15 protein-coding genes are annotated in these 13,593 nt (G+C 64.9%); 9 read left to right on the top strand and 6 right to left on the bottom strand.

Annotated features, from left to right (window positions below; all coding sequences use genetic code 11):
• Nucleotides 1–283: 283 nt before the first annotated feature.
• Nucleotides 284–1,522 carry a tyrosine--tRNA ligase gene (gene tyrS / locus Q0330_RS09135; RefSeq protein ID WP_299477667.1) on the top strand — a complete coding sequence of 413 codons (1,239 nt, stop codon included), beginning with the start codon at nucleotides 284–286 and terminating at the stop codon, nucleotides 1,520–1,522.
• Nucleotides 1,523–1,582: 60 nt separating this feature from the next.
• On the opposite strand, the gene Q0330_RS09140 is transcribed toward tyrS, so the two are convergent.
• Both Q0330_RS09140 and Q0330_RS09145 read right to left on the bottom strand, forming a co-directional pair.
• Nucleotides 1,583–2,074 (bottom strand): cytochrome b/b6 domain-containing protein, encoded by a 492-nt coding sequence (locus tag Q0330_RS09140; protein ID WP_299477670.1) that lies wholly within the window; start codon nucleotides 2,072–2,074, stop codon nucleotides 1,583–1,585.
• Nucleotides 2,075–2,176: 102 nt separating this feature from the next.
• Nucleotides 2,177–2,638 (bottom strand): YaiI/YqxD family protein, encoded by a 462-nt coding sequence (locus tag Q0330_RS09145; protein WP_299477673.1) that lies wholly within the window; start codon nucleotides 2,636–2,638, stop codon nucleotides 2,177–2,179.
• 94 nt (nucleotides 2,639–2,732) lie between these two features.
• On the opposite strand from Q0330_RS09145, the gene Q0330_RS09150 reads away from it, so the two are divergent.
• Nucleotides 2,733–3,920, top strand: a complete 1,188-nt coding sequence (locus Q0330_RS09150; RefSeq protein ID WP_299477676.1) for a PrpF domain-containing protein — start codon at nucleotides 2,733–2,735, stop codon at nucleotides 3,918–3,920.
• 60 nt (nucleotides 3,921–3,980) lie between these two features.
• On the opposite strand, the gene Q0330_RS09155 is transcribed toward Q0330_RS09150, so the two are convergent.
• The gene (locus Q0330_RS09155; protein WP_299477679.1) at nucleotides 3,981–4,574 is read right to left on the bottom strand and encodes a peptidylprolyl isomerase; all 594 of its coding nucleotides are present in this window, start codon (nucleotides 4,572–4,574) and stop codon (nucleotides 3,981–3,983) included.
• Nucleotides 4,567–5,073, bottom strand: a complete 507-nt coding sequence (locus tag Q0330_RS09160) for a peptidylprolyl isomerase (RefSeq protein ID WP_299477682.1) — start codon at nucleotides 5,071–5,073, stop codon at nucleotides 4,567–4,569. Before Q0330_RS09160 ends, Q0330_RS09155 begins: the two co-directional genes overlap by 8 nt.
• A gap of 165 nt (nucleotides 5,074–5,238) precedes the next feature.
• On the opposite strand from Q0330_RS09160, the gene Q0330_RS09165 reads away from it, so the two are divergent.
• The gene (locus tag Q0330_RS09165) at nucleotides 5,239–6,438 is read left to right on the top strand and encodes a phosphoglycerate kinase (protein WP_299477685.1); all 1,200 of its coding nucleotides are present in this window, start codon (nucleotides 5,239–5,241) and stop codon (nucleotides 6,436–6,438) included.
• 4 nt (nucleotides 6,439–6,442) lie between these two features.
• On the top strand, nucleotides 6,443–7,744 hold the full coding sequence (locus Q0330_RS09170) for a glutamate-5-semialdehyde dehydrogenase (protein ID WP_299477883.1): 1,302 nt from the start codon (nucleotides 6,443–6,445) through the stop codon (nucleotides 7,742–7,744).
• A gap of 43 nt (nucleotides 7,745–7,787) precedes the next feature.
• On the opposite strand, the gene Q0330_RS09175 is transcribed toward Q0330_RS09170, so the two are convergent.
• A complete protein-coding gene (locus tag Q0330_RS09175; protein WP_299477688.1) occupies nucleotides 7,788–8,444 on the bottom strand; it encodes a histidine phosphotransferase family protein in 657 nt (218 codons plus the stop codon).
• Between the two features lie 17 nt (nucleotides 8,445–8,461).
• Between Q0330_RS09175 and Q0330_RS09180 the strand changes: the two genes are divergently transcribed.
• The 5 genes from Q0330_RS09180 to Q0330_RS09200 all read left to right on the top strand — a co-directional run bounded on the left by Q0330_RS09180 (nucleotide 8,462) and on the right by Q0330_RS09200 (nucleotide 11,627).
• Entirely contained in the window at nucleotides 8,462–8,641 is a 180-nt protein-coding gene (locus tag Q0330_RS09180; protein WP_299477691.1) for a DUF3553 domain-containing protein, read from the top strand.
• 132 nt (nucleotides 8,642–8,773) lie between these two features.
• Nucleotides 8,774–9,559: a GNAT family N-acyltransferase gene (locus Q0330_RS09185; protein ID WP_299477694.1), complete on the top strand. Its 786-nt coding sequence runs from the start codon at nucleotides 8,774–8,776 to the stop codon at nucleotides 9,557–9,559.
• Nucleotides 9,541–10,383: a lysophospholipid acyltransferase family protein gene (locus tag Q0330_RS09190; RefSeq protein ID WP_299477697.1), complete on the top strand. Its 843-nt coding sequence runs from the start codon at nucleotides 9,541–9,543 to the stop codon at nucleotides 10,381–10,383. Before Q0330_RS09185 ends, Q0330_RS09190 begins: the two co-directional genes overlap by 19 nt.
• Nucleotides 10,384–10,460: 77 nt before the next feature.
• A complete protein-coding gene (fdxA, locus tag Q0330_RS09195) occupies nucleotides 10,461–10,799 on the top strand; it encodes a ferredoxin FdxA (protein ID WP_299477700.1) in 339 nt (112 codons plus the stop codon).
• Nucleotides 10,800–11,117: 318 nt separating this feature from the next.
• Nucleotides 11,118–11,627, top strand: coding sequence for a CarD family transcriptional regulator (locus tag Q0330_RS09200; protein WP_299477703.1), 510 nt, complete (start codon nucleotides 11,118–11,120; stop codon nucleotides 11,625–11,627).
• A gap of 71 nt (nucleotides 11,628–11,698) precedes the next feature.
• Here Q0330_RS09200 and Q0330_RS09205 read toward each other — a convergent pair whose 3' ends face one another.
• Nucleotides 11,699–13,588, bottom strand: a complete 1,890-nt coding sequence (locus tag Q0330_RS09205) for a monovalent cation:proton antiporter-2 (CPA2) family protein (RefSeq protein ID WP_299477706.1) — start codon at nucleotides 13,586–13,588, stop codon at nucleotides 11,699–11,701.
• Between the last annotated feature and the right edge of the window lie 5 nt (nucleotides 13,589–13,593).

The following is a 13,593-nucleotide window of genomic DNA, read 5'->3' on the forward strand; positions in this document are numbered from 1 at the left end:
CGCGACCCCCGGCGTGACAGGCCGGTACTCTAACCAACTGAGCTACAACCGCATGCTCACCAACCCCGGCATGATCGCCCGCCGGGGTAGCGGGGATTTACGCGGCCCGGTCGCAGCCGTCAAGGCGCGATTTGGAAAAATATCGGCCATGGCGCAATCGGGGCGGAACGCGCGTCGCGCAAGCGATCAGATTGCAGGGCGCAGCAAGCCTTACGCTGGCCATCAACGCTTTTCCTTCGGCCATGGCCCGGATATATGCCGCATATCGATAAGGAAAAAAGAGATGACACCGACCCCAAAATCCGACTTTCTGCGCATCATCATGGAGCGCGGCTTTCTGGCCGACTGCACCGATCTGAGCGCGCTTGACGAAGCTTTGATTGACGGGCCGGTCACGGCATATATCGGCTATGACGCGACCGCAGCCAGCCTGCATGTCGGCCATCTGCTGAACATCATGCTGCTGCGCTGGTTCCAGAAGACCGGCAACCGACCGATCACGCTGATGGGCGGCGGCACCACCAAGGTCGGCGATCCCAGCTTCCGCAGCGATGAACGCCCGCTTCTGGGGCCGGAGCAGATCCAGTCGAATATCGACAATATCCAGCAGGTCTTCGCGCGCTACCTCGATTACGGCGACGGCAAGGCCATGATGCTGAACAATGCCGAATGGCTGGACGGGCTGAATTACCTCGATTTCCTGCGCGATATCGGGCGGCATTTCAGCATCAACCGGATGCTGTCCTTCGAAAGCGTCAAGTCGCGGCTGGATCGCGAGCAATCGCTGAGCTTCCTCGAATTCAACTACATGATCCTGCAGGCCTATGACTTCCTCGAACAGTATCGGCGTTACGATTGCCGGCTGCAGATGGGCGGCTCGGATCAATGGGGCAATATCGTCAATGGCGTCGATCTGACCCGCCGCATCCTCGACAAGGAAGTCTGGGGGCTGACCACGCCACTGCTGACCACCTCGGACGGGCGCAAGATGGGCAAGTCGCAGGGCGGCGCGATCTGGCTGAATGGCGACATGCTGTCGCCTTACGAATTCTGGCAGTTCTGGCGCAATACCACCGATGCCGATGTCGGCCGTTTCCTGAAGCTTTATACCGAGCTTCCGGTCGACGAATGCGACCGGCTGGGCGCGCTGCAAGGGTCCGAGATCAACGAGGGCAAGATCCGCCTCGCCAATGAGGTGACCACGCTTCTGCACGGGGCCGAGGCCGCCGCATCGGCCGAGGCCACCGCCCGCGAGGTCTTCGAACAGGGCGGCGCCGGCGGCGATCTGGAGATCGTGACCATCGCCGCAGACGCCCTGCCCGTCTCGGTGATCCAGCTTCTGTCGCAGACCGGCATCACCGGATCGGGCAAGGAGGCCAAGCGCCTGATCGCCGAAGGCGGGCTGCGCCTGAACAACGAGCCGGTCAGCGATCCGCAGACCCAGGTCGATGTCGGGCTGATCGGCGAGGGGCTGAAAGTCTCGGTCGGCAAGAAGAAGCACCGCATGGTGCAGATCGGGTAAGGAAAAAGGCCGGGATCAGTCCCGGCCTTTCATCTGGCGGTCGCCCCGATGCGACTGCCGTCAGCTTTCGTCGGCGCGCATCATCCGCTTCATCAGCCCGTCGCGGATGAAATACTGGTGATAGATCGCCATCACCGCGTGACCGCCGGCGACGATCATCAGCAGATTGGCCAGCACGCCATGCGGATCGCCGGCGCCGCCGATCCTGCCGAACCAGGTCAGCCCGCCCAGAAGCGGCACGAGGATCATCAGCAAGTAAAGCAGCCGGTGGCCCCAGATCGCCGCCTGCTGCATCGCCCCGGTGCCGCCGGCCTCGGGCACGCCACGCGTTTCGCGCAGCGCCAGACGGATCAGCGTCAGGACCAGCACCGCGACGCCGACCCAGACATGGATGGCAGGATTAAGCTCAAGCTCGGTCGCCGGGCTGCCTTCGATCCGGGCGCGCAGGGCGCGGCCCATGCCATCGCTATAAATGTAGTTGAACAGGATCAGGATCGCGATGATCCAGTGAAGCCCGATCTGTGTGCTGCTGTAACCGTTTCGATGCTGCATGGCTGACCTCCGGGTTGACTGGGGTCAGGTTATCTTGGCTTCTTCGGAAAAGACCATCGGAATTTGATGCCGCGCGAAAATGTGACGCATCCCCGCCCGCGCTCAGCCCGGCTGAACGCGCATCGCCGCCGCCATCACCCGGTCGAGCGATTGCAGGAACTGCGCCCGGTCGGCCTTGGAGAACCCCTTGCCGCTGCCCTGATGGAACGGGTTGGCCGAACGGATGTCCTGCATCAGGTCGCGCGTCGCCAGGCGCGGGCCGATATTGGCCAGCGTCAGAACCTCGCCATTCGGTTCGACCACCTGTGCGCCGGCCTTCAGGCAGCGGTCGGCGAGCGGGATATCGGCAGTCACCACCACATCGCCCGGCCCGCAATGCTCGGCGATCCACTTGTCGGCGACATCGGGGCCTTCCGGGACGATTTCCAGCCGGACAAAGGGATTCTGAGAGGGCCGCAGCCCGCCATTGCAGACCAGAACCATGGGCTGGCGCAAGCGGGTGGCGACGCGCTCGGCCTCGGCTTTCACGGGGCAGGCATCGGCGTCGATGTAAAGCGTGGTCATCTTGCTTCCGTCAGATCGGGACAGGTCCAGCATAGGCGGGTGCGCGCCCGGAGGTAACCGGCCTTTTGCTCTGGACGGCGCGCGGCCAATCGCCATGATCGACCCGGCAGAACGGAGGGCAGGACAGATGGCCAAGCAGCAGCGGATTCGGGCGGTCTTCATGCGCGGCGGCACCTCGAACGGGCTGATCTTCCATGCCCGCGACCTGCCGCCCGAGGGGCCCGTACGCGACGCGGCGCTTCTGGCGGCGATGGGATCACCAGACCCGAACATGCGCCAGCTTGACGGGATGGGCGGCGGGATCTCGTCGCTGTCGAAGATCTGCATCGTCGCGCCGTCTTCGCACCCGGATGCCGATGTCGATTACACCTTCGGTCAGGTCGGCATCGACATGGCCGTGGTCGATTACGGCGGCAATTGCGGCAATATGTCCTCGGCCATCGGGCCCTTCGCGGTCGAGGAAGGGCTGGTCCCACCGCCCGCCGATGGCGAGGCGGTCATTCGCATCCACAACACCAACACTTCCAAGCTGATCGCGGCGCGCTTCCCGGTCGAGGATGGCTTGCCGGTCATTCATGGCGATTTCGCGCTGGATGGGGTGGCAGGCACGGCTGCGGCGATCCGGCTGGATTTCCTCGATCCGGGCGGCTCGAAAACCGGCAGATTGCTGCCGACCGGGAATGCCGTGGACCAGATCGAACTGCCGGACTTCGGCCCGGTCGAGGTCAGCCTGATCGATTCGGCCAATCCGGTGGTCTTCCTGACCGCCCATAGCCTCGGGCTGAGCGGATACGAGACGCCCGACGAAATCGGCGCCAATGCGCCGCTCATGCAGCGGTTGGAGGCGATCCGGCGGTGCGGCTCGGTCCTGATGGGGCTGACAGCGGATGAGGATGCGGCGGCAAAGCTGATCAGCATTCCGAAGATCGCCATGCTGGCACCCCCGCATGAGGCGGTCACGCTGTCGGGGCAGCGCCTCTCTGCCATTGATGCCGATATCACCGCCCGCACCCTGTCTGTCGGCCAGCCGCACAAGGCGATTCCCCTGACGGCGGCGCTTTGTCTTGCCTCGGCGGTGCGGGTGCCCGGCACCATCGCGGCAAGGCTGGCACGCGCGGGCGGCGACAGCATCCGCATTGCCCACCCGTCCGGCACCATGAGCGTCGATGCCGCGACCGAAGAACAAGACGGCCAGATCCGCATCCGGCACGCCACCGTCCTGCGCAGCGCACGGCGCCTGTTCGAGGGCAGCGTCTGCATCCCCGCCACGGCAAAGGGCTGAGTTAGCAAAAAGGCCCCGCGACTCGCCGGGGCCTTTCCAATATCGACGATGCCTCGCGGCTTATTCGGCCACGCTGACTTTCAGCATGTAATCGGGCGCTTCGACCGCGCCATTGGCGGCGGCGTCGCCCTTCTTGACCGCATTCAGCACGTCCCAGCCGTCAACCAGTTGACCGACAACGGTATATTGCCCGTCGAGGAAGGTCGCCGGGGCTAGGTCGATGAAGAACTGGCTGTTGGCGCTGTTCGGGTCTTGGCTGCGGGCCATGCCGACGGTGCCCTGCTGGAAGGAGACATCGCTGAATTCGGCCGCCAGATCGGGCAGATCAGAGCCGCCCATGCCGGCAAGCGCGGTATCGCCACCCTGCTTGCCATGCTGGACATCGCCGGTCTGGGCCATGAAGCCGTCGATCACCCGGTGAAAGACGATGCCGTCATAGGCGCCGGCCTTGGCCAGCTCGACCAGACGGGCAACGTGATTGGGGGCCTTGTCGGCATAGAGATCCAGCGTGATCGTGCCTTTCGACGCGCCCGAGGCATCCGCGACCTCGATCACCAGATTCGGGCCGGGGCCGTCCGAGACGCCCGGCAGACCCTCGGCCATGGCAACGCCGGCCATCAGGGCGAAGGCGGGAACCAGCAGCAGCTTACGCATCGGCAGCCACCTTGACCGAGATCATGCGGTCCGGGTTCGCCGGCGGCTCTCCCTTCACGATCTTGTCGACATGCTCCATCCCGTCGATGACGCGGCCATAGACCGTGTATTGCCCGTTCAGGAAATGGTTGTCCTTGAAATTGATGAAGAACTGGCTGTTGGCACTGTTCGGGTTCTGCGACCGGGCCGCCCCCAGCGTGCCACGGTCATGCGGCAGCTTGGAAAACTCGGCCGGCAGGTCCGGCATTTCCGATCCGCCGGTGCCGGCGCGACGCGGGTTATAGTCCTTTTCCATATTGGCATGCTCGACATCGCCGGTCTGGGCCATGAAGCCGTCGATGACGCGGTGGAAAGCCACGTTGTCATAGGCACCGGCGCGGGCCAGTTCCTTCATCCGCTCGCAATGCTTGGGTGCCACGTCGGGCAGAAGCTCGATGGTGACGGGGCCGTCCTTCAGCTCGACGATGATGGTGTTTTCGGGATCCTTGATCTCGGCCATGGGGGCCTCCTCTGATTTCGGTCGCAGCTACAGCTAACCCCTCTCAGCGCGCCCTGCAACGCACGAAGCCGTCACGGGTGCCACGGCGGGGGTGCGCCGTCACGCACATTGACGATCTCGTGAGGATGGCCCACAAACCGGCTGATACATTCGTCGGAGGCTGACATGAAATTCAACCGCATCGAAGATCTGGATCTGAACGGCAAGGTCGTGCTGACCCGTGTCGACCTGAACGTCCCGACCGAGAATGGCCAGGTCACCGATACCACGCGGATCGAAAAGATCGTCCCGACCGTGAAAGCCATTCAGGAGGCCGGCGGCAAGCCGGTGCTGCTGGCCCATTTCGATCGTCCCAAGGGCAAGCGCGTCGACAGCATGTCGCTTGGCCAGATCGTGCCGGCGCTGGAAGCCGCCCTTGGCCAGAAGGTGACCTTCGCCGAGGAAGCCATCGGCGGCCCGGCCAAGCGCGCCGTTGCCGCCATGCATCCGGGCGATGTGGTGCTGCTGGAAAACACCCGCTTCTATCCGGGCGAGGAAAGCAACGACCCGACCTTCGCGGCCTCTCTGGCGGCCCTGGGCGAGGTCTATGTGAATGACGCATTCTCTGCCGCGCATCGGGCCCATGCCTCGACCGAGGGGCTGGCGCGGCTGTTGCCCTCGGCTGCCGGCAAGCTGATGGAGGCCGAGCTGAACGCGCTCAATGCCGCCCTTGGCGATGCGCAGCGCCCGGTGGTGGCCGTGGTCGGCGGGGCCAAGGTCTCGACCAAGCTGGACCTGCTGTCGAACCTGATCGAGAAGGTCGACAACCTGGTGATCGGCGGCGGCATGGCCAATACCTTCCTCGTCGCGCAGGGGATCGAGGTCGGCAAATCGCTGGCCGAGCGTGACATGGCCGATACCGCGCGCGAGATCATGGCCAAGGCCGGGCGCACCGGCTGCCGGATCCACCTGCCGGTCGATATCGTCGTGGCGAGCGAGTTCAAGGCCAATGCCCCCTCGCAGGTGCTGCCCGCCGATCAATGCCCGGCCGATGCCATGATCCTCGATGCCGGCCCGCAGACAGTGACGGAAGTGCGCGCCGTCTTCGAGGCCTGCAGGACCCTGATCTGGAACGGCCCGCTCGGCGCGTTCGAGATACCGCCATTCGACGCCGCCACCAATGCCGCGGCGCAAGAGGCGGCGAAGCTGACCCGCGAGGGCAGGCTGATCTCGGTCGCTGGTGGCGGCGATACGGTTGCGGCACTGAACAAGGCCGGCGTGGCCGGCGATTTCACCTTCATCTCGACAGCCGGGGGTGCCTTCCTTGAATGGATGGAAGGCAAGGACCTGCCCGGCGTCGCGGCACTTGCCGACGCAAGGCAGTGACCCCATTTCACCGGGCAAGCCCCGGGAAGGAGACATTATGGACGGCGCTCATGAAAGCTCCGATGCGCTGATTGCCCGGATGGGCAAGGCGGCGCGCGAGGCGGCGTCGGAACTGGCATTCGCCAGTGCCGAACGCAAGCACGCAGCCCTGATCGCGGCAGCAGACGCGGTCAGAACCCGCGAGGCGGATATTCTTGCCGCCAATGCGAAAGACCTCGACTATGCCCGCAAGAAGGGCCTGTCCGAGGCGATGATCGACCGGCTGACGCTGACGCCGGACCGGCTGCGCGACATTATCGACAGCCTGCGCGCGATTGCCGAGCAGCCCGACCCGGTCGGCCGGGTGCTGGCCGAATGGGACCGCCCGACCGGCCTGCATATCCAGCGCGTGGCGACGCCGCTTGGCGTGTTGGGCGTGATCTATGAAAGCCGGCCCAATGTGACGGCGGATGCCGGGGCACTGGCGCTGAAAAGCGGCAATGCGGTGATCCTGCGCGGCGGCAGCGATTCGATCCATTCGTCGGCCGCACTTCATGCCTGCATGGTCGACGGCCTGCGCGCCGCCAATCTGCCCGAGGCCGCGATCCAGGTCGTACCCACCCGCGACCGCGAGGCGGTGGCGGCGATGCTGCGCGCACAAGGGCTGATCGACGTGATCATCCCGCGCGGCGGCAAGGGGCTGGTCGGGCTGGTGCAGCGCGAGGCGCGGGTGCCGGTCTTCGCGCATCTGGAAGGCATCTGCCATGTCTATGCCGATGGCGATGCCGATCTGGACAAGGCCCGCCGCGTGGTGGTGAACGCCAAGACCCGGCGCACCGGCGTCTGCGGGGCCGCCGAATGCCTGCTGATCGACCGCGCCTTTTACGCGAAGCACGGCGATGTGCTGATCCGCGACCTGCTGGATGCCGGCGTCGAGGTCCGGGCCGAGGGCGATCTGGCCCAGATCGCCGGCACCGTCCCGGCTAGGCCTGAGGATTTCGGCCATGAGTTCCTCGACAGCATCATCGCCGTCCGGCTGGTCGATGGCGTGGACGGGGCGATTGCCCATATCCGGCAGAACGGCTCGGGCCATACCGAATCGATCCTGACCGAGAGTGACGCCACCGCCGCGCGTTTCTTCCAGCGCCTCGACAGCGCCATCCTGATGCGCAATGCCTCGACCCAGTTCGCCGATGGCGGCGAATTCGGCATGGGCGCGGAAATCGGCATCGCCACCGGCAAGATGCATGCGCGCGGCCCGGTCGGGGCCGAGCAATTGACCAGCTTCAAATATCTGGTCACCGGCGACGGCACCACACGCGCCTGAAAATCCGGTCCCGCGACGGCCACGACCCTTGCGGGACCGGCACTCAGAATCCGATCTCGGCCCCGGTCTCGGTCAACTCCCAGGTGATGCTGCGCTGCATCTCCGCCGCTGCCAGCGGCAGCAGCAGGAAATGCACCTCGGAGGCGGCGGCATCGAGCCTGTCGCGCCGCTGGCCATCCAGCGAGGACCAGAGCGCGGCGTCCTGCCGGGTCCGCTCTGCCCTGGCGCTCAACCGCCAGTCGCGGCCCTGCTGGCTGACGGTGATGCGCGCGCCCCAGGGCATCGCGGTTTCCATGCACATCAGCGCCAGCAGCACCAGTTTCACCACGCCCCGGGCATGATCGCCCTCGGTCTCAAGCCGGATCTGCAACCGGCTGGAGGTCTGGATATCCGCGACAAGCGCCGCAAATTCGGCAGCCGGAACCCGCTGCGCGCGCCCCGCCGCCCCGAAAGCCACGCGAAAGCAGTTGATCCGCGCCCGCGCCGCCTTCAGCGCATCCTCGATCAGCCGCATCTCCTGGCTGTCGGCCAGCCCCGGCCAGTCGCCCGCCATCTGCAGCAACTCGATCCCGTTGCCGATGGCGCCAAGCGGCGAAACCAGATCGTGACACAGTCGCGAGCCGACCATGGCGACGACATGCGCGGCAAACCCCTTGCTGTCATCGGCGATTGCAGGGGTCCTGGCAGAGGCGTATTCCATGGCAAAGGAGCTTTCGGATGAATGAATTTCTGGAACCGGGCATGATCGTGCGCCATCCCGGCGCGCCCGAATGGGGGCTGGGTCAGGTGCAATCACGGGTCGGCGACCGGATCACGGTAAACTTCTCCGAAGCCGGGAAACGGGTGATCGACGGCAGACGGATCGTTCTGGAACTGGTCGAGACGGATGCGGATTAGCAGCATATGGGCGAAATTAACTCAACCTATGGCAGAGTCAAACGGTATTCCCACGCCCAACGATGCCATGGAACGGTTGCAAAGGTCGCCCACCCTGCCTAGACACGAGCGACTTCGGCAAACAGGCAGACAATGACCCCGGACGGCAGTTTTTTCGATATCCGCATCGCGCGCGACGAGGCAGATCTTCTGGCCGTGCAGCGCCTGCGCTATCAGGTCTTTGTCGAGGAACTGGGCGGCGACGGCCCGCTTGTCGATCACGAGGCCCGGCTGGAACGTGACGAATTCGACGAGGTGGTCGACCAGTTGCTGCTGATCGACACCCGCCGCGACCCGGCGCAGCTCGATCATGTCGTCGGCGCTTACCGGCTTCTGCCCGGCGACCGGGCGGCCAGTCTGGGCCGGTTCTATTGCGACAGCGAATACGATCTGACGAAGCTGAAAGCCTCGGGCCGCAAGCTGCTGGAGCTTGGCCGGTCCTGCGTACTGCCGGAATATCGTGGCGGGGCGGGGCTGCTGCTGCTGTGGAACGCGCTGTCGGAATATGTGCTGGATCAGGAGATCGAGATCCTGTTCGGCGTGGCTTCCTTCCACGGCCTCGATGCGCAGGCACTGGCGCAACCGCTGAGCTGGCTGCACCACCATCACCTCGCGCCGGAAGACCTTCGCCCGACCGCCCTGCCCGGGGGCTATCAGCGCATGGACCTGATCGCCGAGGCCGATCTGGACCGGCGCGCGGCCATGGTCGCCATGCCGGCGCTGATCAAGGCCTATCTGCGGCTTGGCGGGACGGTCGGTGAAGGTGCCTTCCTTGACCGGCCCTTCAACACCACCGATGTGCTGCTGCTGATGGACACCGCCGTCATGTCGCAAAAACACCGCGATTATTACACCTCGCGATGGCAGACCAGGGCCTGACCCCACCCGGCTGGGCCGAGGCGCCGCCGCCCCGCATCCCCGCCCCCGGCTGGCGGGGCTGGCTGCGCATCCTGCGCCGGGGCATTCCCGGCATCCTGATCCTGCTTCTGGGCGTCGTGATCCTGATCCCGCTTCGGCTGGCGGAACGGCTGTTCACCGGCCCGCGCCGACCGCTGAGCGGGCCTTTCGTTCAGGGCGTCTGCAAGGCGGTGCTGTTCTGCCTCGGCCTGCACTGGACCCGGCGCGGCCAGCCGATGCGCGGCCCGGGTGCGGTGGTCGCGAACCATTCAAGCTGGCTCGACATCTTCACGCTGAACGCCGCCATGCCGGTCTTCTTCGTCGCCAAGTCCGAGGTATCGGGCTGGCCCGGCATCAATATCCTGACCCGGGTCACCGATACCCATTTCGTCACCCGCGACCCCAGACTGGCCGCCGCCCAGACACAGGAATTCGCCACCCGCACCGCCGCCGGCCACCGGCTTCTGTTCTTCCCCGAAGGCACATCCAGCGACGGGCAGCGCGTCCTGCCCTTCAAGCCGACGCTGTTTCAGGGCTTCCTGTCCCCCGGCCTGCCCGAGGGGCTGGCGATCCAGCCGGTGACCGCGATCTATCACGCGCCCGAAGGCATGGACCCGCGCTTCTACGGCTGGTGGGGCGACATGGATCTGGGGCCGCATATCCTCGCCGTGCTGTCAGCGCCGCGTCAGGGCCGGGTCGAGGTGGTGCTGCACCCGCCCATTCCGGTTGCCGGCCAGACCCGAAAGACGCTGTCGCAAGCCGCCGAGACAGCGATCCGGGGCGCCCTGCCCTTCAACCGGGACTGACCCGGCTGCGCAGAACGGTCTTGAAAGGCCCGGCGCTGCGGTCTAGGTGAAACCGAAGCGCGGAAAGGGATACGCCGATGACCTATGTCGTTACCGACAATTGCATCATGTGCAAATACACCGATTGCGTCGAGGTCTGCCCAGTGGATTGTTTCTACGAGGGCGAGAACACGCTGGTGATCCATCCCGACGAATGCATCGATTGCGGCGTCTGCGAACCCGAATGCCCTGCCGACGCGATCCGCCCCGATACCGAGCCGGACATGGAACCCTGGGTCGAGTTCAACCGCAAATATGCCGAGGACTGGCCGGTCATCACCCGCAAGAAAGACCCGATGCCGGGCTATGAGGACATGGACGGCGTCTCCGGCAAGCTGGAGAAATACTTCAGCCCCAATCCCGGCGAGGGCGACTGATTCTCTGCTCACAGGCTCGTGTTCGGCATCCTGCGGGTTGCATCAAGCCATTGAATGACCTGACGAAAGCCCCCATCTGACTGCCAGTGCGGCGGTTCAGCGTGGTGGCTTTTTTCATGCCGCATTTTGTGATACATTGTTGTTACAAAACGCCGGGCGAACGCCTTCTCTCGGCATGGAAAGGAAGGCCATCCGTCGTCTGCCCGGCGGGGTCAAGCTCTGAAATATCGGTCTGACGGAAAGGGGACGCCCCTGCCGTGGGGCCTTTTGTGCGGCTGATAGACAGCAGTCGGCCGCGCCAACTGGAAGGAATACTGAATGTCGAAAGCCAAGAAATCCGAATTCCGCCCCGATGACTTCGTCGTTTACCCCGCCCATGGCGTGGGCAAGATCGTCTCGATCGAGGAACAGGAAGTCGCCGGCATGTCGCTGGAAATGTTCGTGATTTCGTTCGAAAAGGACAAGATGACCCTGCGCGTCCCGACCGCCCGCGCGACCGAGATCGGTATGCGCAGCCTTGCCAGCCCCGATCTGGTCGATCAGGCGCTCGCGACGCTGAAGGGCAAGGCCCGGGTGAAGCGCGCCATGTGGTCGCGCCGGGCCCAGGAATACGAGCAGAAGATCAATTCCGGCGACCTTCTGGCCATCGCCGAAGTGGTGCGCGACCTGCACCGCAACGACGATCAGCGCGAGCAATCCTATTCCGAGCGTCAGCTTTACGAAGCCGCACTCGACCGCCTGACCCGCGAAGTCGCGGCGGTGGGCGGCATCGACGCCGCCGGCGCGCAGAAGAAGGTCGACGAGGTGCTTCTGGCCCGCGCTGCCTGATCCGAACGCGAGACAATGCGAAAAGGCCGCCCCTTCGGGCGGCCTTTTTCAAATGCGGCAGATGCGGGCGGTCAGTCGGTCAAGCCGTGTTCCGGGTCTTCATCGTCGTCCAGCTTGATCGGCCCGGCGGCCGGACCGTGCGAGAAACGCTCCATCAACGCGGTCTCAAGCTCCTGATTCACGCGCCGGGTGCGCTCGATATAGGCTTCATTGGCCTCGGTCGGCTTTTCGGGGTCCCAAAGCTCGGCCAGTTCGCGCAGGCTGGCCCGGTCGATCTTGTAGAAGATGGCCTCGGCCTCATGCGCCTCGTATTCGGAAAATCCTGCGTTTTCCAATACATAACGCCCGACCCTCAGGCTGGAATCGTAGATCTCGCGGACGATGTGATCGGCACCGGCGGCATAAAGCTGATAGACATTGATCCGGTCGCGAGCGCGGGCGATGATGGTGATATCGGGCCGCTTTTCGCGAACATAGCGCACCAGTTTGACGTTGTTGTCAGGATTATCCAGCGCCGCAACCAGGATCTGCGCCTTGTCGAGACCCGCCGCCGCGAGAATCTCGGGCCGGGTCGGATCGCCGAAATAGCCCTTGAAACCAAAACGGCGCATCAGCTGGATCAGTTTCAGATCGTGATCCAGCACCGTGGTCTTCAGTCCCGAGAAGGTCACCAGCCGGTTCACCACCTGCCCGAAGCGGCCGACACCGGCGATGATGATCGGTTGCTGATCGTCGATCTCGTCGGGGCGGTGATGATCGCCCATCGGGTCCACCAGGCGGCGGCTGATCTGGTCATTGGCGATAAACAGGAGCGGCGTCATCAGCATCGACAGCGCAATGACCAGCAGGAAGCCCTGCGCCAGCCGGTCCGGCAGCACGTTCAGCGCCACCGCATAGGAGATCAGCACGAAGCCGAACTCGCCCGCCTGGGCCAGCGACAGCGTGAACAGCGTGCGGTCGCGCGGCGGCATCTTCACGACCCGGGCGATCAGGTGCAGCACGCCGGCCTTGATCGCGATCAGCACCAGCGTCACGCAAAGCACGATCACCGGCATCTCGGCCAGCAGCGCGAAATCCATGCCGGCACCCACGGTGATGAAGAACAGGCCCAGCAGCAGGCCCTTGAAGGGCTCGACCTGGCTTTCAAGCTCGTGCTTGAACTCGGAACTGGCCAGCATCACCCCGGCAAGGAAGGTGCCAAGCGCCGGCGAGAGGCCGACAAAGCTCATCAGCGAGGCGATGCCAACGACGATGAACAGCGCCACGATGGTATCCATCTCGCGCAGGCGGGCGGCATGGACGAAGCGGAACAGCGGCCTGACCGCATAGCTGCCGGCCAGCACGACAAAGGCGATGGCCGACAGCGTCACCAGCGCCGCCGCCCAGCCCGGCAGCCCGGCCATGAAGGCGCCGCCGACCGTGTGATCGTCGGCGCCGCCGCCGGGATGCATGGCCAGAAGCGGCATCAGCGCCAGCATCGGGATCACCGCGATATCCTGCGTCAGCAGCACAGCGAAAGTGTCGCGCCCGCCGCGCGTCTGCATCAGGTTCTTTTCCGACAGCGTCTGCAGCACGATGGCGGTCGAGCTGAGCGAGAGGATCATGCCAAGCGCCAGCGAGACCTGCCAGCTCTGGTTCAGGGCCAGGGTAACACCGAAGATCAGCGCCATGGTCCCGGCGATCTGCAACCCGCCCAGCCCGATCAGCCGCCGCCGCATCCCCCAGAGCGCGCGCGGCTCCAGCTCCAGCCCGATGATGAACAGCATCATGACGACACCGAATTCGGCGAAATGCTGCAGGTCGTTCACATCGCCATCGCCGGTCACGCCCAGCACCGGGCCGATGACGATCCCGGCGATCAGATAGCCCAGCACCGAGCCGAGGCCGAGCCGCGTCGACAGCGGCACGGCGACGATCATCGTCAGCAGATAGATGGTGGCGAGCAGCAGGAAATCGGACATGCGGG

Source organism: uncultured Paracoccus sp., from assembly GCF_937873615.1.
Classification (GTDB): Bacteria; Pseudomonadota; Alphaproteobacteria; order Rhodobacterales; family Rhodobacteraceae; genus Paracoccus.

Bases quoted from the DNA above. Each gene is read 5' to 3' on its own strand.
- Q0330_RS09145 (WP_299477673.1), bottom strand. From the start codon at position 2,638: ATGACCACGCTTTACATCGACGCCGATGCCTGCCCCGTGAAAGCCGAG.
- Q0330_RS09165 (WP_299477685.1), top strand. From the start codon at position 5,239: ATGAAATTCAACCGCATCGAAGATCTGGATCTGAACGGCAAGGTCGTG.
- fdxA (WP_299477700.1), top strand. From the start codon at position 10,461: ATGACCTATGTCGTTACCGACAATTGCATCATGTGCAAATACACCGAT.
- Q0330_RS09205 (WP_299477706.1), bottom strand. From the start codon at position 13,588: ATGTCCGATTTCCTGCTGCTCGCCACCATCTATCTGCTGACGATGATC.
- Q0330_RS09180 (WP_299477691.1), top strand. From the start codon at position 8,462: ATGAATGAATTTCTGGAACCGGGCATGATCGTGCGCCATCCCGGCGCG.
- Q0330_RS09150 (WP_299477676.1), top strand. From the start codon at position 2,733: ATGATCGACCCGGCAGAACGGAGGGCAGGACAGATGGCCAAGCAGCAG.
- tyrS (WP_299477667.1), top strand. From the start codon at position 284: ATGACACCGACCCCAAAATCCGACTTTCTGCGCATCATCATGGAGCGC.
- Q0330_RS09160 (WP_299477682.1), bottom strand. From the start codon at position 5,073: ATGGCCGAGATCAAGGATCCCGAAAACACCATCATCGTCGAGCTGAAG.
- Q0330_RS09190 (WP_299477697.1), top strand. From the start codon at position 9,541: ATGGCAGACCAGGGCCTGACCCCACCCGGCTGGGCCGAGGCGCCGCCG.
- Q0330_RS09185 (WP_299477694.1), top strand. From the start codon at position 8,774: ATGACCCCGGACGGCAGTTTTTTCGATATCCGCATCGCGCGCGACGAG.
- Q0330_RS09200 (WP_299477703.1), top strand. From the start codon at position 11,118: ATGTCGAAAGCCAAGAAATCCGAATTCCGCCCCGATGACTTCGTCGTT.
- Q0330_RS09140 (WP_299477670.1), bottom strand. From the start codon at position 2,074: ATGCAGCATCGAAACGGTTACAGCAGCACACAGATCGGGCTTCACTGG.
- Q0330_RS09175 (WP_299477688.1), bottom strand. From the start codon at position 8,444: ATGGAATACGCCTCTGCCAGGACCCCTGCAATCGCCGATGACAGCAAG.
- Q0330_RS09155 (WP_299477679.1), bottom strand. From the start codon at position 4,574: ATGCGTAAGCTGCTGCTGGTTCCCGCCTTCGCCCTGATGGCCGGCGTT.